Annotated in this window: 17 protein-coding genes; 12 read left to right on the top strand and 5 right to left on the bottom strand. The window is 53.6% G+C overall.

The genetic code is table 11. The features are described 5' to 3' along the window. Window positions 1–80: 80 nt before the first annotated feature. The 6 genes from ACFE33_RS04705 to ACFE33_RS04680 are packed head-to-tail and all read left to right on the top strand — an operon-like array spanning window position 81 to window position 5133. Entirely contained in the window at window positions 81–1361 is a 1281-nt protein-coding gene (locus ACFE33_RS04705) for an NAD(P)/FAD-dependent oxidoreductase (RefSeq protein ID WP_380057596.1), read from the top strand. Next, entirely contained in the window at window positions 1358–2113 is a 756-nt protein-coding gene (locus ACFE33_RS04700) for a DUF1365 domain-containing protein (protein WP_380057594.1), read from the top strand. Before ACFE33_RS04705 ends, ACFE33_RS04700 begins: the two co-directional genes overlap by 4 nt. Then, window positions 2113–3270 (top strand): class I SAM-dependent methyltransferase, encoded by a 1158-nt coding sequence (locus ACFE33_RS04695; RefSeq protein ID WP_380057592.1) that lies wholly within the window; start codon window positions 2113–2115, stop codon window positions 3268–3270. The genes ACFE33_RS04700 and ACFE33_RS04695 overlap by 1 nt, the downstream gene beginning before the upstream one ends. Further along, window positions 3263–4012, top strand: a complete 750-nt coding sequence (locus tag ACFE33_RS04690) for an SDR family NAD(P)-dependent oxidoreductase (RefSeq protein ID WP_380057589.1) — start codon at window positions 3263–3265, stop codon at window positions 4010–4012. The genes ACFE33_RS04695 and ACFE33_RS04690 overlap by 8 nt, the downstream gene beginning before the upstream one ends. A gap of 2 nt (window positions 4013–4014) precedes the next feature. Further along, window positions 4015–4731: a hypothetical protein gene (locus tag ACFE33_RS04685; RefSeq protein ID WP_380057586.1), complete on the top strand. Its 717-nt coding sequence runs from the start codon at window positions 4015–4017 to the stop codon at window positions 4729–4731. 3 nt (window positions 4732–4734) lie between these two features. Next, window positions 4735–5133, top strand: coding sequence for a DUF2177 family protein (locus ACFE33_RS04680; RefSeq protein ID WP_380057584.1), 399 nt, complete (start codon window positions 4735–4737; stop codon window positions 5131–5133). 4 nt (window positions 5134–5137) lie between these two features. Here the strand turns inward: ACFE33_RS04680 and ACFE33_RS04675 are convergent, their stop codons facing one another. From ACFE33_RS04675 to ACFE33_RS04665, 3 genes are all read right to left on the bottom strand, one after another. Next, complete coding sequence (locus ACFE33_RS04675) at window positions 5138–6229, bottom strand: PQQ-dependent sugar dehydrogenase (protein WP_380057582.1); 1092 nt, start codon at window positions 6227–6229, stop codon at window positions 5138–5140. A gap of 95 nt (window positions 6230–6324) precedes the next feature. Further along, window positions 6325–7158 (bottom strand): NmrA family NAD(P)-binding protein, encoded by an 834-nt coding sequence (locus tag ACFE33_RS04670; RefSeq protein WP_380057580.1) that lies wholly within the window; start codon window positions 7156–7158, stop codon window positions 6325–6327. Between the two features lie 57 nt (window positions 7159–7215). Then, on the bottom strand, window positions 7216–7842 hold the full coding sequence (locus tag ACFE33_RS04665; RefSeq protein ID WP_380057577.1) for a response regulator: 627 nt from the start codon (window positions 7840–7842) through the stop codon (window positions 7216–7218). 183 nt (window positions 7843–8025) lie between these two features. Here ACFE33_RS04665 and ACFE33_RS04660 point away from each other — a divergent pair, with 183 nt between their 5' ends. The 3 genes from ACFE33_RS04660 to ACFE33_RS04650 all read left to right on the top strand — a co-directional run bounded on the left by ACFE33_RS04660 (window position 8026) and on the right by ACFE33_RS04650 (window position 14052). Next, window positions 8026–8562, top strand: coding sequence for an oxidoreductase (locus tag ACFE33_RS04660; protein WP_380057574.1), 537 nt, complete (start codon window positions 8026–8028; stop codon window positions 8560–8562). A 41-nt stretch (window positions 8563–8603) separates the two neighbouring features. Beyond that, window positions 8604–11195: an ATP-binding protein gene (locus tag ACFE33_RS04655; protein WP_380057571.1), complete on the top strand. Its 2592-nt coding sequence runs from the start codon at window positions 8604–8606 to the stop codon at window positions 11193–11195. A 241-nt stretch (window positions 11196–11436) separates the two neighbouring features. Beyond that, window positions 11437–14052 carry an EAL domain-containing protein gene (locus tag ACFE33_RS04650; RefSeq protein WP_380057568.1) on the top strand — a complete coding sequence of 872 codons (2616 nt, stop codon included), beginning with the start codon at window positions 11437–11439 and terminating at the stop codon, window positions 14050–14052. Here ACFE33_RS04650 and ACFE33_RS04645 read toward each other — a convergent pair. Beyond that, entirely contained in the window at window positions 14036–15274 is a 1239-nt protein-coding gene (locus tag ACFE33_RS04645) for a lytic murein transglycosylase (RefSeq protein WP_380057565.1), read from the bottom strand. The genes ACFE33_RS04650 and ACFE33_RS04645 overlap by 17 nt on opposite strands. A gap of 209 nt (window positions 15275–15483) precedes the next feature. Continuing rightward, entirely contained in the window at window positions 15484–16302 is an 819-nt protein-coding gene (locus ACFE33_RS04640) for an ion transporter (RefSeq protein ID WP_380057562.1), read from the bottom strand. Window positions 16303–16701: 399 nt separating this feature from the next. Here ACFE33_RS04640 and ACFE33_RS04635 point away from each other — a divergent pair, with 399 nt between their 5' ends. From ACFE33_RS04635 to ACFE33_RS04625, 3 genes are all read left to right on the top strand, one after another. Then, complete coding sequence (locus tag ACFE33_RS04635) at window positions 16702–18009, top strand: extracellular solute-binding protein (protein ID WP_380057559.1); 1308 nt, start codon at window positions 16702–16704, stop codon at window positions 18007–18009. Window positions 18010–18073: 64 nt separating this feature from the next. Further along, window positions 18074–18955 (top strand): ABC transporter permease subunit, encoded by an 882-nt coding sequence (locus tag ACFE33_RS04630; protein ID WP_380057556.1) that lies wholly within the window; start codon window positions 18074–18076, stop codon window positions 18953–18955. A gap of 11 nt (window positions 18956–18966) precedes the next feature. Further along, window positions 18967–19854: an ABC transporter permease subunit gene (locus ACFE33_RS04625; RefSeq protein WP_380057553.1), complete on the top strand. Its 888-nt coding sequence runs from the start codon at window positions 18967–18969 to the stop codon at window positions 19852–19854.

Here is a 19854-nt window from a genome sequence, read left to right as displayed (position 1 = left end):
AACAATAACTGGATCACTTTTTTTGATCTATTTATCAAAGTGGCGCGTAACTCCTTAAGATAATGTAATCTGGAGTGACCATGACAATACAAACGGGACGCATCGAGCCACAGCGAATTGCCATTATCGGCGGCGGAATTTCCGGACTTGCGGCGGCGTACCTGCTTGCACCCTATCATGCGGTCAGCGTTTTCGAAGCTTCACCACGCCTTGGCGGCCACGCCAGAACGGTGATGGCAGGGCTGCGAGGGGACCAACCCGTCGATACTGGATTCATCGTATTCAACTATGCGAACTATCCGCATCTCACCCGAATGTTTCATGATCTGGATGTGCCCGTTGCCAAAAGCGATATGAGCTTCGGCGCATCGATTGATAATGGCCGCATTGAGTATGGCCTGCAAAACCTCAAGGCGCTGACCGCCCAGCGGAGCAATCTTGCGCGCCCCGGCTTCATTCGGATGGTCCGTGACATTCTGCGTTTCAACGCAGGCGCCGAGAGTCTTGCGCAAGACGAGAGCCTAACGATTGGCGAGCTTATGGATGAAATGGGGCTTGGCTCATGGTTCCAACAGTTTTATCTCGCGCCGCTGTGTGGCGCGATTTGGTCTACTTCCCCTTCCGAAATCCGCAAATTCCCTGCGCGCGCCCTTGTTCAATTCTTTCGGAACCACGCTTTGCTAAGCACATCGGGGCAGCATCAGTGGTGGACCGTGGACGGCGGAAGCACCGAATATGTGAAGCGCCTTGAGAGGCATCTAAAGACACGCGGCGTGGCGCTCTACAAAGGTGCTCCGGTACTAAATGTCTGGCGCAATGGTGATCAATGCGTAATCAACACAGGCAGAGAGGCCCACGCGCCCTTTGATCAGGTCATTTTCGCCTGCCATTCGGATCAGGCCTTGCGCCTACTTGATAAGCCCACACCCCAAGAGAAAAGTGCACTCTCGGCCATTCGGTTCCAAGACAACCAAGTGGTCCTGCATCGTGACACCAATCAGATGCCCCGCAGAAAATCGGTGTGGTCAAGCTGGGTGTATAAGGCCGATACCACGCGCCCAGAGCCATCGATTGGCGTCACCTACTGGATGAATCGTCTACAGAATATTCCGGAAAGTGATCCGCTCTTTGTATCGCTAAATCCATGTGAACCCGTGCGGGACGAGCTGATCTATGATCAAAAGACATTCCGTCATCCGGTGTTTGACGCGCCTGCGCTCGCCGCGCAACGACAGTTGATGGACATCCAAGGGCAGAACAACACTTGGTTTGCAGGAGCTTATACCCGCCACGGTTTTCACGAGGACGGCTTTGCCAGCGCGGCCCGTATTTCACGGCTTATGGATAAGCAACCCGCATGACATTCCAACCTGAACATATCCGTGGTTCCACGACCCATACGCGACGCGGAGATATACGCCACAAGTTTTGCTATGGGGTGGATTTCGTCTTGATTGATGCCGAAGAACAAGCCGCCCTGCCATCGCTTTTCTCTCGCAATCGATTCAACCTCACTTCTGTCCATGATGTGGATCATGGAGGACCGTGGAAGGATGGCACAGGCGCGGCATGGACGCGAAATGTCCTGCGCACGCACGGGTTGGATGACACCGATGTAAAAATACTTCTTCTCACACAGCCCAGATACCTTGGCTTTGTTTTTAACCCCGTCAGTTTCTGGATGGCATATCGCGCAGATGACCTTGTCGCAGTCATTGCCGAGGTCTCTACTCCGTTCAAAGATCGGCACTCATACCTGTGTCACGCCCCCGACTTTGCCCCGATCACATCAGAAACACGCATCACCAAGCCCAAGGCTTTGCATGTGTCGCCGTTTCAAGAAATCAAAGGTAGTTACGGCTTTACCTTCGACATTCGGCCAGACCGGATAGCAATTTCTATTCTGCACAAAAATAACAAAGAAGGCGTAATCGCGACCTTGTCTGGGAAACGAGAGCCGATGACCAGTGCAGGCCTGCTTGCCGCGAGCCTGCGCCGTCCGATGGGCCCCATGCGAACCGTCTTCCTGATTTATTGGCAAGCTCTGCGCCTAAAACTAAAGGGCGCGACATACCGCACGCGCCCAGCGCCCCCCAAGACTGAGGTGAACTAATGCTGTTTCTGAGCAAACGCGTAAAACACGATTTCCTAGACACCTGTGCGCAGATTAGCGTCGGCAGCCTAAGACTTCATACGCCAGAGGGCGAAATACTCGATTTCGGTCAGGGCTCTCCGCAAGCGGATATGCAGATTCACGATTGGTCAGTTGTGACCTCGATTGCCGCCAAAGGTGACATCGGATTGGGAGAAACCTATGTTGCAGGGCTTTGGGACACCTCATCGATTGAGGCACTAACCGAAGTCGCCCTGCTCAACCTCGATCAGTTCAGCGGCTATGCCTATGCGGGATTCTGGCAGGGGCTTAAGTACCGCTTCGTAAATCACCTAATGCGCGCCAACACGCGGCGGGGCGCATCACGAAATATTCGCGCGCATTATGATGTCGGGAATAACTTTTACCAGCTTTGGCTAGACGGCGGCATGACGTATTCTTCAGCCCTATTCACCCCAGAAGATACCGACCTAACCCGCGGGCAGAACCGCAAATATGATCGCATTCTGGACAAGGTTCGCGGACAAGAAAGCGTTCTGGAAATCGGCTGCGGCTGGGGCGGGTTCGCCGAACGTGCGGCAGAAGCCGGACACAGGGTGCGCGGGATCACCATTTCGCCCAGTCAGAAGGGTTATGCCGATGCGCGGCTCGACGGGCGCGCCGAAATTCAGCTACAGGACTATCGCGAGAGTAACGGCAAGTTCGACGCTATTGTCTCGATCGAAATGATAGAGGCCGTTGGCGAGCGCTACTGGCCGACGTATTTTGCAACCCTCAAGACGCGTATGGCCGAAGGCGGTAAGGCCCTCGTTCAGGCAATCACCGTCGCGGATGATTACTTTGCAACCTACAGAAAAAGCTCGGATTTCATTCGCCAGTACACTTTTCCCGGCGGAATGCTCCTTTCGGACGCGGTCATTGCGCAACAAGCCAGAATGGCGGGATTAACTGTCTCCGAAACTTTCGCGTTCGGGCAGGATTACGCCCGCACCTGCTCGATTTGGAGAGAGCGCCTCACCGACGCAAAAGAACGCATTCGCAAGTTAGGATACGACGAGAGCTATATCCGTAGCTGGCAATTCTACCTCGGGATTTGCTCGGCCTCGTTCGCGGTCGGACAAACGAACGTTGTACAGATCGAGCTTGCCCATGCCTGAGCAGGAAACCATCTGGATTATCGGCGCTTCTGACGGGATCGGAGCGGCACTTGCGCGCCTCTGGTCAAAACAAGGTGTTCGGCTGATCCTCTCTGCGCGGTCAGAGTCCAAGCTTCAAACGTTAGTTTCAGAACTCGGAGCGCATCACATTGCTATACCAGTAGATGTTTCAAATCGCGAGAGTCTGGAGCAAGCCGCCGAACAAATCACAGCGCACGCCCCAATTGATCGCATCATCCATCTGGCGGCGAATTACGATCCGGGAAGCGTTCTAGACGCCGATCCACTGAAGGCTGGCGAAATCGTGACGACCAATCTAACTGGCAGCTTTCACGTCGCGCAAATAGCGCCGCGCGTACTTAGGCGTGGCGGGCAGCTCGCCCTCTGTGGATCGGTGGCGGGGTATTTTGGCCTGCCGCAAGGACAGATCTATTCGGCGACCAAGGCGGGTGTCATCAACCTTGCTGAATCCCTGCGCTCGGAACTGGAAGGCGTGGTCGATGTGCGCCTGATTTGCCCCGGATTTGTCGATACGCGCCTCACAAAACGGAACGATTTCACAATGCCTGCATTGATCTCATCAGAGAAGGCCGCTCATGAAATCATCAGCGGACTAAACAAACGGCGCTTCGAGGTCCACTTCCCTCGCCGCCTTACTCTGGCACTTAAGCTGCTGCGCGCTTTGCCATATTGGGCCGCGCTTCCCTTGGCTGGGCGCCTGACGCAAAGAAAGGAAAACTGAAGATGAAAAGGTCAAAACTGCTCGCGGTTTTCGTTCTGCTCGCATCCATTTTATTTGCGATCTCTCCTTGGCTCGTGCCGAGCTTTGACGGATTTGACTCATCTCAATTTCCGTTGCCACAAGTTGCGCGGCCGGTTCAGCCCGCTGGATATACATTTGCGATCTGGGGTGTGATTTATCTCTGGCTCATTGTCGGGTCAGCGTATGGCCTCCTGAAGGCCGCCGATGATGAGGACTGGAAAGAGATGCGTCCACCGCTACTTGCAAGCCTCGTGCTCGGGGTATTCTGGCTCCCTATTGCAACGGAAAGCCCTGTATGGGCAACGGTTGTGATCGTGTTCATGGCAATATTTGCGATCATCGCATTCCTTAAGGCAGGCGACAAAGCACCGCTCTTCCAAATCTGGCCCGTCGCGCTTTATGCAGGGTGGCTCACTGCTGCCACTGGAGCAGGCATAGGCGTAACACTTGGCGGTTATGGCGTCTTGGCGCCCGATCTTGCTGCTTTGGTATGTATCTCTGGCGTGCTCCTCGCCGCGCTGCTGGTTCAGTCTGCGAGAATCGAGAACTGGGGTTATCCCGCAGCGCTAGTATGGGCCTTGGCCGGAATTATCGTCGCAAACGTTCCGAACTCAAACTGGCCCGTAATTGGCGTGGTTATCGCGGGTATCACTGTGATTTTGGTGCGACCTATTCAATCTTCATTAAAAGGATCTTAAGCCATGAAAATCATTGCACTATACCTCATTACGGCATCCGTGTTCCTGCTGATTGATTACTTCGGAATCAAATATATCGTGCGGCCCGTATTTGAGCGCCACATCGGGCATCTATTTGCCGACCCCGTCCGCATTGGGGCCGCGACGCTGTTCTATCTCGGCTATGTGGCAGGGTTACTTTGGTTCGTTTCGGTACCCGCGTTGAAACAGTCTGATCCCATCGCAGCATTTATCGGCGGTGCGCTCCTTGGTCTGCTGGCATATGGCACCTACGAATTCACGAACTATGCGACACTAAAGGATTGGAGCTATGAACAAGTCTTCGTCGACACACTTTGGGGTGGCGCGCTTACAGGATTTGCCGCTTGGACTGGCGTAACGGCCGTACGGTGGTTCGCATGAGTATCTAGGGCGTTATTCGATAAATTGCACCCTGCCCTTCAGAGATAAACCAGATGGCCCCATCTGGGCCCTCAACAATGTCGCGGACACGCTCGGTTTGCTCACCTTTGATTTGCTCGACCTCTCCGACATCACCGCCAGACAGGCGAGAGATATAATCGAACTTAAGGCTACCCACGAACAAATTACCCTTCCATTCTGGCCAGAGCTTCCCCGAATAAATCATAAGTCCAGACGGCGCGATTGACGGATCCCAATAATGCTCGGGCTGCTCCATCCCCTCGCGCGCGCTGCCCTCACCGATTTTCGCGCCGGAATAGTGGCGACCATATGAGATCACGGGCCATCCAAAATTGGCGCCCTTCTTGATGCGGTTAACCTCGTCCCCTCCTTGAGCGCCATGCTCCGCGACCCAGAGCGCCCCAGCGGCATCAAGTGACGCACCTTGAGGATTGCGATGCCCGTATGAGTAGATTTCAGGCAGTACATTTGCGTTGCCGACATAGGGGTTATCGCGCGGAACAGAGCCATCGCGCTGGATGCGGATCACAGAACCATGATGCCGCGACAGATCTTGCGCAGCAGGCCTATCGCCGCGCTCCCCCAGCGTTACGAAAAGCGAGCCATCGCGCGCCTCTACGATGCGACTCCCGAAGTGACGGCCACCGCCTGACCCCTTGTTCATCTGGAAAATTTCGCGCACATTCGTAAGCGCTGTGTTGTCGGCACTCAAGATTCCGACAGCAACAGCTGCGCCCACACCTCCAGATACATTCTTGGAATAGCTTAGAAATATCTCGCGCGTCTGCGCAAAATCGCGCGGTATCATGACATCTAGCAAGCCGCCCTGCCCCGTCGCCACGACAGATGGGGTGCCCTTAATCTTGGTCGCCTTGCCCTCTTTCACTAAGAACAGACTGCCCTCGCGTTCGGTAAAAACATACCCGCCACCGGGCAGGAATTCGAGCGCCCAGGGCGTATCTAGCCCGCCGATCATTTTCGTAACGGTCACTTTGCCCGCGCTGGTTTCAAGGGTCTGGGCGCTGGCGGCACCGAAACCTAGACATATTGCGACGGCAATTATTACTGCACGCATGGCGACCTCCAACTGGATTGGTTCACGTCAGCGTCGCGGATGCCTACTGAATTAGCAACTCCGATCAGGTAATATTCTCGCGAGCGGAACGGGTGTTATCGGGGAAGCTTAGAGAAGGTCTCTGCATTGCGTTTGGCGAACTCTTCGATGGTTTCCGCGGGCCTGCCGAGTAGACGGTGAACACGATCAACGGGCGCGGACGTGTCGCGCGAAAACCGTGGCAAGAAGTGCAGCATCAGCATGACAAATACATAGCTCCAGCCGACCCCGTGCCTACGACTATGCCGTACAAACCCTAAGAGCGAAGCGGCATGATACTGGATTGTCGTGCCGAGCGTTCCGTTCAGTTTCTGGCAAACCTCATCAAATCCCATGCACGCACCGCTTGTGACGGTTACTGCTTGCGATGTAATTTCGCCCGTCAATGCCTTTGCGCAGATTTCTGTGATGTCGCGGGCCGAGACCCAATCAAGCTTTAGATCACCAGCAGGCAAATAGATACGATTGCTCCGCTTAAGCTCTGGCCACAGCGTCGTCGTTAAGTTCTCCATAAAATAGCTGGGGCGAACGAAAACATGCGGGAAACCCATTTCCGAAATGACCCGCTCGATCTTGGCATGGGGGATATAGCTCTGGTGTTCGGCGCCCTGCACCGAAAGGAAAACGATGAGCGTGTCACGCGGAAAAGCGTCAAGAAATCGCTCAAAAAGGTCTGGATCAGTGAGGTGCGGAGGGCGCATCAAAAATACGGCACGATAGGAGCCATCAATTTCAGTTTCGCCTTCAAAATCGATTTGGCACGCGGGCCCTTGCACCGATTGCGGATCGCGAACGCCCGCCACAACGAAATGCCCCGCAGATCGAAGAGCGTCGAGAACTTCGCTCCCAACATTTCCAGTTGCGCCAGTAACAAGAATGCGTTCGTTCATACAGGCCTTTGCGTCATTCGTGTTCGCGAAATGACCGTTTCGCCGCTCAGCGCCTGCCTAGAACAAGCCAGCGTCGCGCGCGATCATCGCGGCGTGAGTGCGATTGTTCGCGCCGACTTTGCGGCACAGATTCTTCATGTGAAGCTTCACCGTAACTTCGCGCAAATCCAGCTCTCGGGCGATTTCTTTGTTGGCAAGTCCACGGCAAACGCCCTCCAACACCTCGAATTCTCGGCGGCTTAGATCTTTGGCGAGCGGGTGCTCTTTGGTTTCGTCTTGAGAGGCATCAAGGAACACATTCGGGACGAACACTTCGCCCGCGGCCATAAAGCGTACTGCGCTCACCAATGACTTGGCGTGCATTGTCTTGGGGATAAACCCTGCTGCGCCAGTGCTTATCGCTTCCAGTGCGTTTTCTTTGGTGGCGACACCAGACATAATCGCGACCGGTTTGCCCTGTGACTCACCGAGTGCAGCCCGTAATCCATCAATGCCAACCATACCGGGCATATTGAAATCAAGTAGAGTTACATCGTATGGGCGGCCACTGTTAAGCTTTTGAATTGCCGCGGTAAAATCTTGGGCTACGTCAACCTCAATGTCCTCTTCACTGGCGAGAAGTGAGGAGATCATATCAAGGACCATTTTGTGGTCGTCTGCAACTAATACCCGCAACAGTGACACTCCGTAATTACAATGCTAATCCAAATACGCGTGGCAAATCACATGCCATGTTATTATTTTATTCGGAAAGCGAAGTAAATAAATTCCAATACCTATACTTTCGTATATCCAACTATCCCAAATAGACCAAACACTTTCTAATGGGCTGCATATAAGGTGGACACAATTGAAGAAGGACAGTCAATGAATTTCACGCCGATTTTCAGATTCTTCGCTTCGGGGCTCCTCGCGATCTCACTCACGGGTCCAACATACGCGGGTCAAGAGCCTAAGCTGGCGAAAGAAGAAATCGTTTTGACTGTTTCGGGGCAGGCAATATTGGGGAATGACGAAGGAGGGAGTGCGGCGTTTTCAATTGACATGCTCCGCGCACTCCCTCAAGTCACCTTTAAGACGTCCACTCAATGGACCGAAGGCGTTGACGAGTTCACTGGCACACCCTTGGGCGCATTTATAGCCGAGATTGCCGACGAAAATCCCCCCGCTACTTTGCGGGCACGGGCAGCAAATGATTATTCAATCAGCATTCCGGTTCCCGAAGCGGATGAGCCTTTCCCTATCATTGCCTATGAAATGAATGGCCGTCCCATGTCCGTCCGTGAAAAAGGGCCGCTTTGGATTATTTACCCTTTCGACTCTGATAAGGATTTCCAGTCAGCGACAATTCTTTCTCGCAGTGTCTGGCAGGTTGTCGAGATCGAGCTATCAACTGAAGAGTGACACCGACACATCGCGATTTCCAATTAGGCGCTATTCGGTTTATGAATATCTGGTTAACGGGTGCGCATGATGACTTTGGGGGCACGATGAAAGAGCTACGAGAGGGGTGGAAGAGGCAATGGCGCTTTGTCGCGCTTGGCCTGATTATTATCCTGCTCATTGCTACGCTCGGATACATGAGCGGCATCGTAAAATCAAAGCTCGACAAGCTTGAACGGGAACCGCACGACAATCTTCAATGGACCCTCTCCCAGCTCGATGTTGAACACACGCGGTTCGCGATGACTGCGCGCAATGCGCTGCGCAATCCATATGACAGTCTCACCCCACTTCGCCATCGGTTTGATCTGTATTACTCTCGCGTTGATACAGTTGCCGCCATGCGCGGCTCTGAACATTTGCCGCAAAGCGACGTGATCGACCACCACATGGGCGAGCTTCAAGCTCTTCGCACGCAATTGGCCAACATCATTGACCAGCCCGAAAGTGAGCTTCGTGACGAACTTCCGCAACTAATGAAGCTGATTGAGCAACAACGCGATCTTGTGCGGGACCTTACGGCGGACGCGGTCGAGTGGTTTGCGTCGGCGTCCGACCAACGCCAAGCTGATTTCGCGCGACTCCTCTCTCAGGTTGCGCTCGTCGCAATCCTCCTTGGGTTTGCACTCCTGCTGGTCGTTTACTCTCTATATCGCCTCAAGGCTGAGACCGAAAAATCTCAGGCGCGTCTTGCTCAAGTAACCGCGCGCCTAAAATCAACCGTTGGCGCATCGCTGGATGCGGTGATGGTGATGGATGAAAACGGTATCCTGCTGGATTACGATGGAGCCGCCGAAGACATCTTTGGATACACGCGCGACGAAGTTCTGGGCAAAAATATCCTCAACTACTTTGTACCAGACGGCGACCACATCCCCGCCGACGGAAACTTTCGAGCATTCCTTGAAGCCCAGATCGAACCCGTCGTCGGACAGGGGCTTGTGAAATCTATTGCACGCAAGCAAGGCGGCGACACCATCCCGATCGAGATATCCATTGCGACGGTCAAGGATCACGGCGCAACGATGTACATCGCCTTTGTACGCGATATCTCTGACCGCATTGCCGCCAACCGCAAGCTCAAGAGATCGCGCGATCAGGCCCTCGCCGCTGCAGAGGCTAAATCCGATTTTATTGCCGTAATGAGCCACGAAATGCGTACACCGCTGAATGGTGTCGTTGCTGCCCACGATATCCTCGCGGCGACTGATCTCTCCCCGCATCAGGACCAATTTCTAAAAATTGCACAATCCTCGGCGACGCACCTTTTGCAGCATGTGAATGACGTGCTCGAAATTTCCAGCATAGACGCGCAATTCATTACCCCCCAGATTAGCGTCACCAACCCCTATGCCGTCATTTCGAATATCATCGATAACGCCCAATCGCTTGCTATGGAAAACGGCAATACGCTCGAGTGCGATTTCACGGGCGCGGATGGTCGATACTATTGCTGCGACGAGCGACGGCTTAGGAGAATTCTGCTGAACCTTCTTGGGAATGCACTCAAGTTTACCAAGAACGGACGCGTACAAGTAGATTTCACGATCACACCGAGAGACGAAACGGCCTCTTGTTTGGAAATTCACGTAACCGATAACGGGCGCGGCATTCCTCAGGATAAACTAGATGAAATCTTTGAGGACTTTGTGCGCCTTGACGCAGGTTATGACCGCGATACCGATGGCACCGGTCTAGGGCTAAGCATCACACGCCGCATGGTCGGCGCACTTGGCGGTCGAATTGGTGTAGAGAGCGAGGAAGGCGTCGGTAGCACATTCTGGGTGCGCCTTCCGCTTTCAAACTGCCCGCAGCCCAATGAATCAACCAAGGTCGCGCCCTCTGCGGCTCCGTCAGCCTGCGCCATTGCCAAACGTCGCGCTCTGATTGTCGAGGACAACGAGATCAACCGGACAGTGATGCAACAATTCCTAGAAGAGCTGGGATTTGATGTGGACACTGCGTCAAACGGTCAAGCGGGCATCGAGATGGCGATGGCTTCTGCGTTTGATTACGTGTTCATGGATGTCTCGATGCCTGTCTTGGATGGTATTTCAGCAACGCGCACTTTGCGGGAAACGACGAAGAACGCCTCACAGAGAGCGAAGATCGTCGGCTTCACGGCACATTCAAGCGCCGAGAGCCGTCAAGAATGTAAATCTGCCGGGATGGACGATATTCTTATCAAGCCCGTCACCCGCGCAAGCCTTGCGGAAGTACTGGCACCCAAGCACCAAACCCTCTCTCCTGCGAACAATGCGCGCCAGTATATAATCGACCAACAACAGATTGATGAGTTACGAAGTGTCTTGGGTGAAGAGCAATTCGCTGCGAATTGGGGCCGTTTTGAGGCCGAAGTACGCGATGGCATCGATGAAATTCTATCTAGCACACCCAAAGCTTCAGCGAACGAGAATATTGCGCAGGTTCACAACCTTGCTGGACTAAGTGCATCGATGGGCGCAACACGGCTCTATAAACGTCTTCAGACCGCGCAATTTATGGCTGAAACGAACAATCCGAGTGCGCTTGTTATCGCGCTAAACGAGGCGATCAAGGATCTTGATCGCACGCTTGCATCACTCACCGAATAGCGCACCAAAAAGCGCAATGCGTTTCGAATATCTTCACCGACAAGCCAAGCTATCGCCATTTTTTTACCAACTTTACAACCCAAGGTTATAGAGCACCCGGAAGCACACGCTCGACCTGTCGATAACTTCCCTAAATTGAAACAAGTTTCCTCGAAGCTAAGAATTCGTTCGGAGGAGTAGGCCGCTGTCGCGCATTACTATTGAGGGTCAGCATGGCCCCAGAATCTTCACCGGACTTTACTTGTTTCATGCAATAGTTGCCGCGATCTTTGTCGTCGCCATCTGGTATATCACCGAGAGCCAAGCCAAGCGCATTTACCTGCAATCCACTCGCAATGACGTGACCGTCAAGTTGGACCAAATTCGCGCAAATCTGGAGCTTTACATTAACAGTGATCTCTACCTTACTCAGGGATTGGCGGCGGCACTCTCGCTCGAACCGGACATGAGGCAAGAGCGTTTTCATGCACTCGCGACCGAGCTTTTCAGAGAGAGTAAGAACCTACGAAATATTGCCACCGCGCCCAATTTAGTTATCCAATACACCTACCCACCGGAAGGCAATGAAACGACCGTCGGGCTGGATTATAACTCCATTATTGAGCAGCGAGATGACGTCATTAAGGCTCGCGACATGCGGAAAATGGTGCTCTCTGGCCCGCAAGACCTAGTACAAGGCGGCCAAGCATTTTTCGGTCGCTATCCGATTTTTGATGCAACAAGCCCGGATGACGTGTTCTGGGGCATACTGGTCGCAGTGGTTGATTTGGATCGCCTCTATGCCGCGAGTGGAATTGAGCATCCTGATCTCAATGTAGCCCTCAAGAGTAACGACACGCACAAGCTGTTTTTCGGTGAGAGGGCCGTTATCGAGGACGCACCCGTTCAATTGGACGTGCGGCTTCCGAATGGGTCTTGGACAATCTTTGCTACCCCCAAAGACGGCTGGGGATCCCCGACGTACAATGTTTGGTTTCTGCGCTCGGCGACGCTGCTTGCGGCATTACTGATCGTGATCCCAATCCTCGCGTCCATCGCGCTCTTTAAACAGCGCCAAACATATATCGAAGTGCTCTCTGAGAAAAAGGCTGACCTAATTCGGCAATCGCGCCGACTGCATCTGGCGCTTGAGGCCGCGGATGTGGGCGTATGGGAGTATGACGCGCGCACAAACACCATCATCTGGGACGCCCGGATGAACAAAATTTATGGCTATGCACTGGGTTTCAATAACCACGACTTTTTCGATTGGGAGAGTCGCATTCACCCCGACGACCGCGCCCGCGCCATTTCGCAACTAACCGACAGCGCGCGGATGGGTCATCCATGCGGCACACGTTTTCGGCTGCGCCTTCCGAATGGCGATATCAGATACATCCGCTCGCTCTCTAATCGCATCACAAGTGCCAATCGCGAGATTTATGTCGGCGTGAATTGGGACATAACCGACGAAACGATCCTGCAGGATTCACTCAAAGGCGCAAACGAAGACCTTCATGCAAAGAATGCTGAACTCGAAGAAGCCAACGCGCGTGTAGAGTTCCTTGCGCTACACGATCCTCTAACCGAACTTCCAAACAGACGTTACTTGGGGCAGCTTCTCGACAAGCATAGCCGTGAATTCGTCACCCAAGAGAGTTATGCCGCCGTCCTGCAAATCGATCTTGACCGCTTCAAGGCCGTTAATGACACTTGGGGCCATATCGTAGGTGATGAGGTTCTGGTTCAAATCGCGTCAGCAATCAGCAACGTTATTTCCGAACAAGATCATGTTTTCCGACTTGGGGGGGATGAGTTCGTTGTGTTCATCACGCGACCTAATCGCGCTTATTTTCAGGATGAAACCTACCTACGCACCTTAGCAGAGCACATCCTCAAGACGCTATCACGCCCGTTCGATGTGCCCAACGGGACGATAACGGTTGGCGCGTCCATCGGGATCGCCACAGATGCAATCTTAAGCACGACTCCCGAAACACTGCTGAGGGATGCAGATGTTGCACTCTATTCCGCCAAGTCCACGGGAAGAGGACGATACCAGATTTGCAGCACAGAGTTGCGACGCTCTCTAGACCTCAAGAGTGCTTTCATGTCGGAGCTAAAAACCGCACTTAAGGAAGGTCAGATCGTCCCTCACTATCAGCCCCAGTACAGAGGCAAAGACCTCTCGATTTGTGGTGCTGAGGCCTTAGCGCGCTGGAACCATCCAACGCGCGGCGTTCTTACGCCCAGCGCCTTCCTAGAAGAAGCCAAAGAACTCGGGAAAGACGCCGAGATTGATCGCGCAATCCTGCTTCATGTCCTCAAGGATCGCGCTCAGTGGCTTCAGCGTGGCATCGAGGTTCCGCGCATTTCGGTAAATGTTTCGGCCAAACAGATATCAAATCCTGATTTCGTCAACGACTTGGCACAGTTGAACATACCTCGTGGAGCGCTGTGCTTTGAACTGGTGGAATCGATCTTTATGGATGATGACAATCGTATTCTCGCTGAAAACGTCGCGGGCATTAAGCAGTTAGGGATTGAGATCGAGATCGACGATTTCGGTACGGGGTTTGCCTCGATTATTGCGCTTCAAAAGCTTTCTCCCAAGCGCCTCAAGATCGACAATCAGCTTGTGAGCCCGATCACGAGTTCATCATCCGCGCACCGTATTGTTTCCTCGCTTATCGAGATCGCTTCGTCGCTGAACATACAGGTGATCGCCGAAGGCGTCGAGTGCGACGCACATACTCTCATGCTGCAAAAACTGGGATGTCATGGCCTACAGGGATACGGCCTAAGTCGACCGCTCCCGAGTGATCGGTTCGCGAAGTTGCTCCACAAGAAAGAGGTTCGAGCTAACGCAATGACGTAAGAAGTGCCGCCGAGGGACGTCCTGTCACGGCAAGTCCGGCTTGCGATTGATAAGCAGAGATCGCCGCCTCGGTTTTCGGGCCAATCACGCCGTCTGAACCTCCGGTATCAAATCCCTTCGCAGTCAATCTGGATTGAATTTCCTGACGGTCCCTGATCGTCAAACCGTATTTATCTGGTGGAAACCTCGCGGCAAGCGGCCCCGCCCCCGCAATGCGGTCCGACAGATACCCAACGCCAATTCCGTAGTTCGTTGAATTGTTATATCGCAAGATTGCGTCAAAGTTTCGGAAAACCAGAAATGCTGGCCCCGACGCGCCCGATGGCAACAAGAGTGCCGCAGAGCCAAAATCAGGGATGCGCCCGCCCTTGGCATTCTGAACACCAATCGATGTCCACGATGCTACGCTGCGCCGATTTCCACGACCTGCAACACTTGTGTTGAAACCGGATGGGATGCGCACCTCAAGCCCCCAGAGGTGCCCGCGCTTCCATCCCGATTTCGCAAGATACGCCGCAGCGGACGCAAGACCATCGGTCGGGTCATCTGACCAAATATCGCGCCGTCCATCACCGCGAAAGTCCACGGCATAGGCCTCGAATGTTGTGGGAATGAACTGGGTATGCCCCATCGCCCCCGCCCAACTTCCAACGAGCCGTGAGGCAGGGACATCCCCCCTTTGGATTATCTTGAGCGCGGAGATAAGTTGCTTCTCAAAGAACTCCCCTCGCCGCCCGTCATAGGCCAGCGTCGAAGTCGCCGAGATTACGGGTATATTGCCCCGACGCGCACCATAGTTGCTCTCCATTCCCCAAACGGCAGTCACCACATTCGCAGGCACACCATATCGATTTTCGATTTCGGAAAGCAGCTTTGAACGACTTTGATAATTGGATCGCCCCGCTGCGACCTTTTCTGGCGAGGCAACAATAGCGAGGTAGTCTTCTAGGCTACGGGAAAATTCGGTTTGGTTGCGGTCGCGCTCAACGACACCGGGCAAGTATCCGGCATTTCGAAATCCGGCATCGAGTGTCGCCCGCGTAATTCCCCGCGATGTCGCACGATTATAAAAGCTCTCGACCCACGCATCATATCGCGGATTTGGTTGTGGCCGAAGTGCTGGCTCTTCAATTTGAACGGCGCTCCCGCCACTACCGCCCGAGCACCCCGCAACCAATGCCGCTGCGCCCGACAAAGCAACCCATCTGCGTGTTACCTGCATTTTATACCTCTATTTTGTTATCGTTATTCAATTCCCTTCCCAATGCCGCGCCAAAATAAGCGCAACGGAAGGCCTGCTGGCTTCAGGATAACGTAATACGCCTCAGAGGTCATCAATGATCCCCCCTGAATAAGCACCGAACCGCTCATGATTATGACAGAGTCTAGGTGCGCGTTGGGCAATGTACGCGACGAACTCTCGAAGGTTTATTAAGACGCTTCTTGCGCCAACCCGTCTTCATGTTCATCGGCACGCAGCGCCGCAACCTCCGCGCGCAGGGCGCGAACTTCTCGAAGGATTGTTGCCGTTTCTGCGGACATTGCCTCGCGTTCATCATGGGCCTCGGCGCTTTGTTGCGCTTGCATGGCGTCAACGATCACACCGATAAAAAGGTTCAGTACCGCAAAGGCCGTCATCACGATAAACGGCACAAACAACGCCCATGACCATGGGAAGGCTTCCATAACAGGGCGCACAATTCCCATTGACCAGCTTTCAAGCGTCATGATTTGGAAAAGCGTGTACGAGGAAGCACCGATCGTCCCAAACCATTCGGGGAAAGTCGCGGCATATAGTTTCGTCGAGATCACTGAGAACACGAAGAATATCAGCCCCAGCAGAAGCACAATCGCCCCCATCCCCGGCATTGCCTGCAACAGGCCGTTCACAACACGGCGCATTGATGGAACGGTGGAGACCAAACGCAGCACCCGCAAAATACGGAATGCACGCAGAACCGCCAACGGCCCGCTGGCAGGGATCAACGCAACGGCCACAACTGCGAAATCAAAGAGCCGCCAAGGATCACGCCAGAACCCGCGGAAATCAACATACATACGCATCGCAATTTCTGCCACGAAAACGGCAAGGATCGCCTTATCAATGGCCATCAACAGAGGGCCAGCCGTCGCCATCGCGGATGGTGACGTCTCAAGCGCCAAGACAATCGCGTTGATAATGATCAAAACGGTGATGACACGCTCAAAGAGCCGATGGTGGACTAGATGTGCGAGACGAGTGCGAAGCATGAGGCTTTCCAAATTATCGTGATGCGGATCAAAGGGCTGACTACGCCATTAACCGCAACCTTTGCAAGCGACAGAAGGTAGCAAAACAAGTTAACCGCGCAGTTCCGCCGAGCCGATTTCGCTATGCGCCCTTTGTTCCATCAATGGCCGCGCAATTGCCGCTACGGTACTTAAATGTTTCGCGAAACTCTTCACACTTATTGGCTTCGTATTTTGTCAAAAGTGCAAAAAACCTTCATCCCGCCGTCACATAACGCCTCTAACTGACCTGTTGTGCGGTGTTCGCACACATACCGAGGGCTGCTCCTTGGTGATGAATTCGTATGGGGCCACGGCCCTGCAAAATTTTCAGGGCTCTGCCCTATGCCCATGTGGCAACAATTGAACCGGAGTATAATGATGCAACACTTCAAGGTCAGCACGGCTGCGGCCGCCTTTTCGATGATGGCGACCTCTGCATTTGCAGCAACTGAAATCACGTGGTGGCACGCTATGGGCGGCGCACTTGGCGATACCGTCAACCAGATCGCCGAAGATTTCAACGCAAGCCAAGACGACTACCAGATCACGCCGGTATTCAAAGGCACATATGAAGAAGCCCTGACCGCTGGCATCGCCGCATTCCGCGCAGGCGAGCATCCAAACATCCTCCAAGTATTTGACGCAGGCGCAGCAACGGTCATTGGTGCCAAGAGCGCAACCATTCCTGTGCAGGACCTTCTGACGGACAACGGCGTCGATTTTGACATCAACGACTATATCTCGGGCGTGCGCTATTTCTATGCGGACAGCGACGGCAAGATGATCGGGATGCCATTTAACAGTTCCTCTCCCGTCATGTATTACAACGTCGATGCGCTCGAAAAAGCAGGCGTTACACCTCCCAAGACTTGGGAAGAGTTTCAAACTGTAACCGCCCCAGCACTAAAGGAGGCTGGATACACAGCGCTCGCACAATCACACCTTCCTTGGATTTTCACAGAAAACTTCATGTCGCGCCACGACCTTCCATTCGCGACAAATAACAACGGTTATGACGGCTCCGACGGAACCGAGATCCTTGTAAACAACGATGCAATCAAGGCGCACTTTACTGCAGTTACGGATTGGCAAGACAAAGGGTATTTCGAATGGTTCGGTACTGGTTGGAACGACAACCAAACACCATTCGAAGAAGGCAAAGTCGCAATCTGGCTCGGCTCCTCTGGCTCGTTCGGCGGTCTGTCGCAAAAGGACCTTCCGTTTGAGTTTTCGGCAACTTACCTCCCGTATTGGGAAGCAGTGACAACCGAACCAAAGCAGACATTCATTGGCGGCGCATCCCTCTTTGTGATGGCAGGACATGAAGCAGAAGAAAACAAAGCAACAGCGGCGTTCTTTGAATTCCTGACACAGCCTGAAACACAGTATTTCTGGCATCGCGAGACTGGCTATGTGCCAATCACCGAGGCAGCCTATGAAATGGCAAAGGCCGATGGTCACTATGACCGCGCGCCAGCAGCCGAAGTAGGTATCAAGCAGCTCTCACTTCCCGCAGGCGAGAACACAAAAGGCTATCGCATGGGGTTCTACGTTCAGATCCGTGACGTGATGAACCGCGAGTATGGTCGCATCCTTACCGGTGAAACATCCGTCGAAGACGCGTTCTCGAACATCGAAGCAGAAGCAAACGCGCTCTTGGCCAAATTCTCCAAGACGCAAAGCTAATCGCGCTCACAACACTATTGCGGCGGCCGCATTCGTGCGGCTGTCGTCCATTTCAGGAGACAACATGAAACGCGCAGGCTTCACAACACGGTGGCTACCGATCCTTCTACTGCTCCCACAACTCGCCATTATCGCGATCTTTTTCTACTGGCCGGCGGTTCATGCGGTTCATTCTTCATTCTTTCTTCAAGACCCGTTTGGATTTGGTTCCACCTATGTCGGGCTGGATAATTACGCCGATCTCGCTCAAAGCACCGAGTACCTCCGAATTTCTCGTTTCACGATCGTCTTCACGATCTTGGTCACATTCTTCTCGCTCGCGCTGGCATTGCTGCTCGCGGTAAAGGCCGACAATGTAATCCGAGGCGCCAAGACCTATCGCACACTCATCATGTGGGTCTACGCAGTTGCGCCACCAGTTGCCGGCTTTATCGGATTGTTCATGTTCAATCAAAGCTGGGGGCCGCTCACTGAATTCGCCCGCTCGCTTGGGCGGGATTTCAAATTGGGCGTGAACTTCAACGACACAGCAACCGCGATGGTGGTGGTCTCGGTGTGGAAACAGGTGCCGGTGAACTTCATCTTCTTTCTATCGGGCTTACAATCCATCCCGCGCTCTGTCCGCGAGGCGGCGCTGATTGATAACGGTTCGGCCTCGAAACGGTTCTGGGATGTTACTTTCCCCCTGCTTGCACCGACGGCTTTCTTCTTGCTGATTATCAACATCACCTACGCGCTTTTCGACACTTTCGGCATTATCGACACACTTGTTAAGGGCGAGCCGGGAAATAACCCGATGACCCTTGTTTACAAGGTCTACGTTGACGGATTCCGCGGCAACGATATGGGCGGATCTTCGGCGCAATCGGTTGTGCTTATGGTGCTTGTCCTCGCGCTAACCGTATTTCAGTTCCGCCTCGTTGAACGCCGTATCCACTATACCTGAAAGCAGAGATCATGACAGATATCGCCGAAACAACACTCGCCGCGCGCTTCCCGCGCTTCAGGATGCGGCACATCCTAGACCACACAATTCTGATCGCGGGCTCTCTCTTTATGCTCGTGCCGCTATTGGTGGTGCTGCAAACAACCACCGTTCCCGATGTAGAGATGCTCAAGAACGGCCCGCAACTTGTGATCGGCGACCAACTCGACGACAATTTCAAGAAAGCAATGTTCAAGGCATCGGGTTTCTCGGGCGAGAACACAGGCATGTCGATGCTCTACAACTCGCTGATCCTCGGGCTGGGCTTTGCATTCGGAAAAATCGTGATCGGAATGATGGCGGCCTATGCGTTGGTTTATTTCCGGCTTCGCTTTGCGACATTGGCGTTCTGGCTCATCTTTACCACGCTCCTATTGCCACTGGAGGTGCGAATTCTCCCCTCCTATGAGGTCGCACAGAAACTAGGGCTACTGAACACCTACACGGGTCTCATCGTGCCGCTTATCGCGTCGGCGACCGCGACGTTTTTCTTTCGTCAGTTTTTCAGATCGGTCCCAGAAGAACTGGTTGAGGCCGCGCGGATTGACGGTGCTGGCCCTGTGAAATTCTTTGTAGATATCCTTATGCCGCTCTCTCAAACCATGATCGCAGCGATGTTCATCATCATGTTCGTCTACGGTTGGAACCAGTACCTCTGGCCGACGATGATCACCACCGACGAAAACATGTACACGCTCGTGCGCGGCATCAAACAACTCACCCAAGACATGGAAGGCACCAACATTCCCGAATTCGGACGTGCCAACATGCTCGCGCTTATCGCGATCCTGCCTCCTGTGGCGGTCGTTATTTTCTTCCAGAGCTGGTTCGTGAAGGGCCTGACGGAATCGGACAAATAG

It is taken from the genome of Falsihalocynthiibacter sp. SS001, from assembly GCF_042445055.1.
Taxonomy (GTDB): domain Bacteria; phylum Pseudomonadota; class Alphaproteobacteria; order Rhodobacterales; family Rhodobacteraceae; genus Falsihalocynthiibacter.
This window is presented reverse-complemented; position numbering and strand designations above follow the sequence as displayed.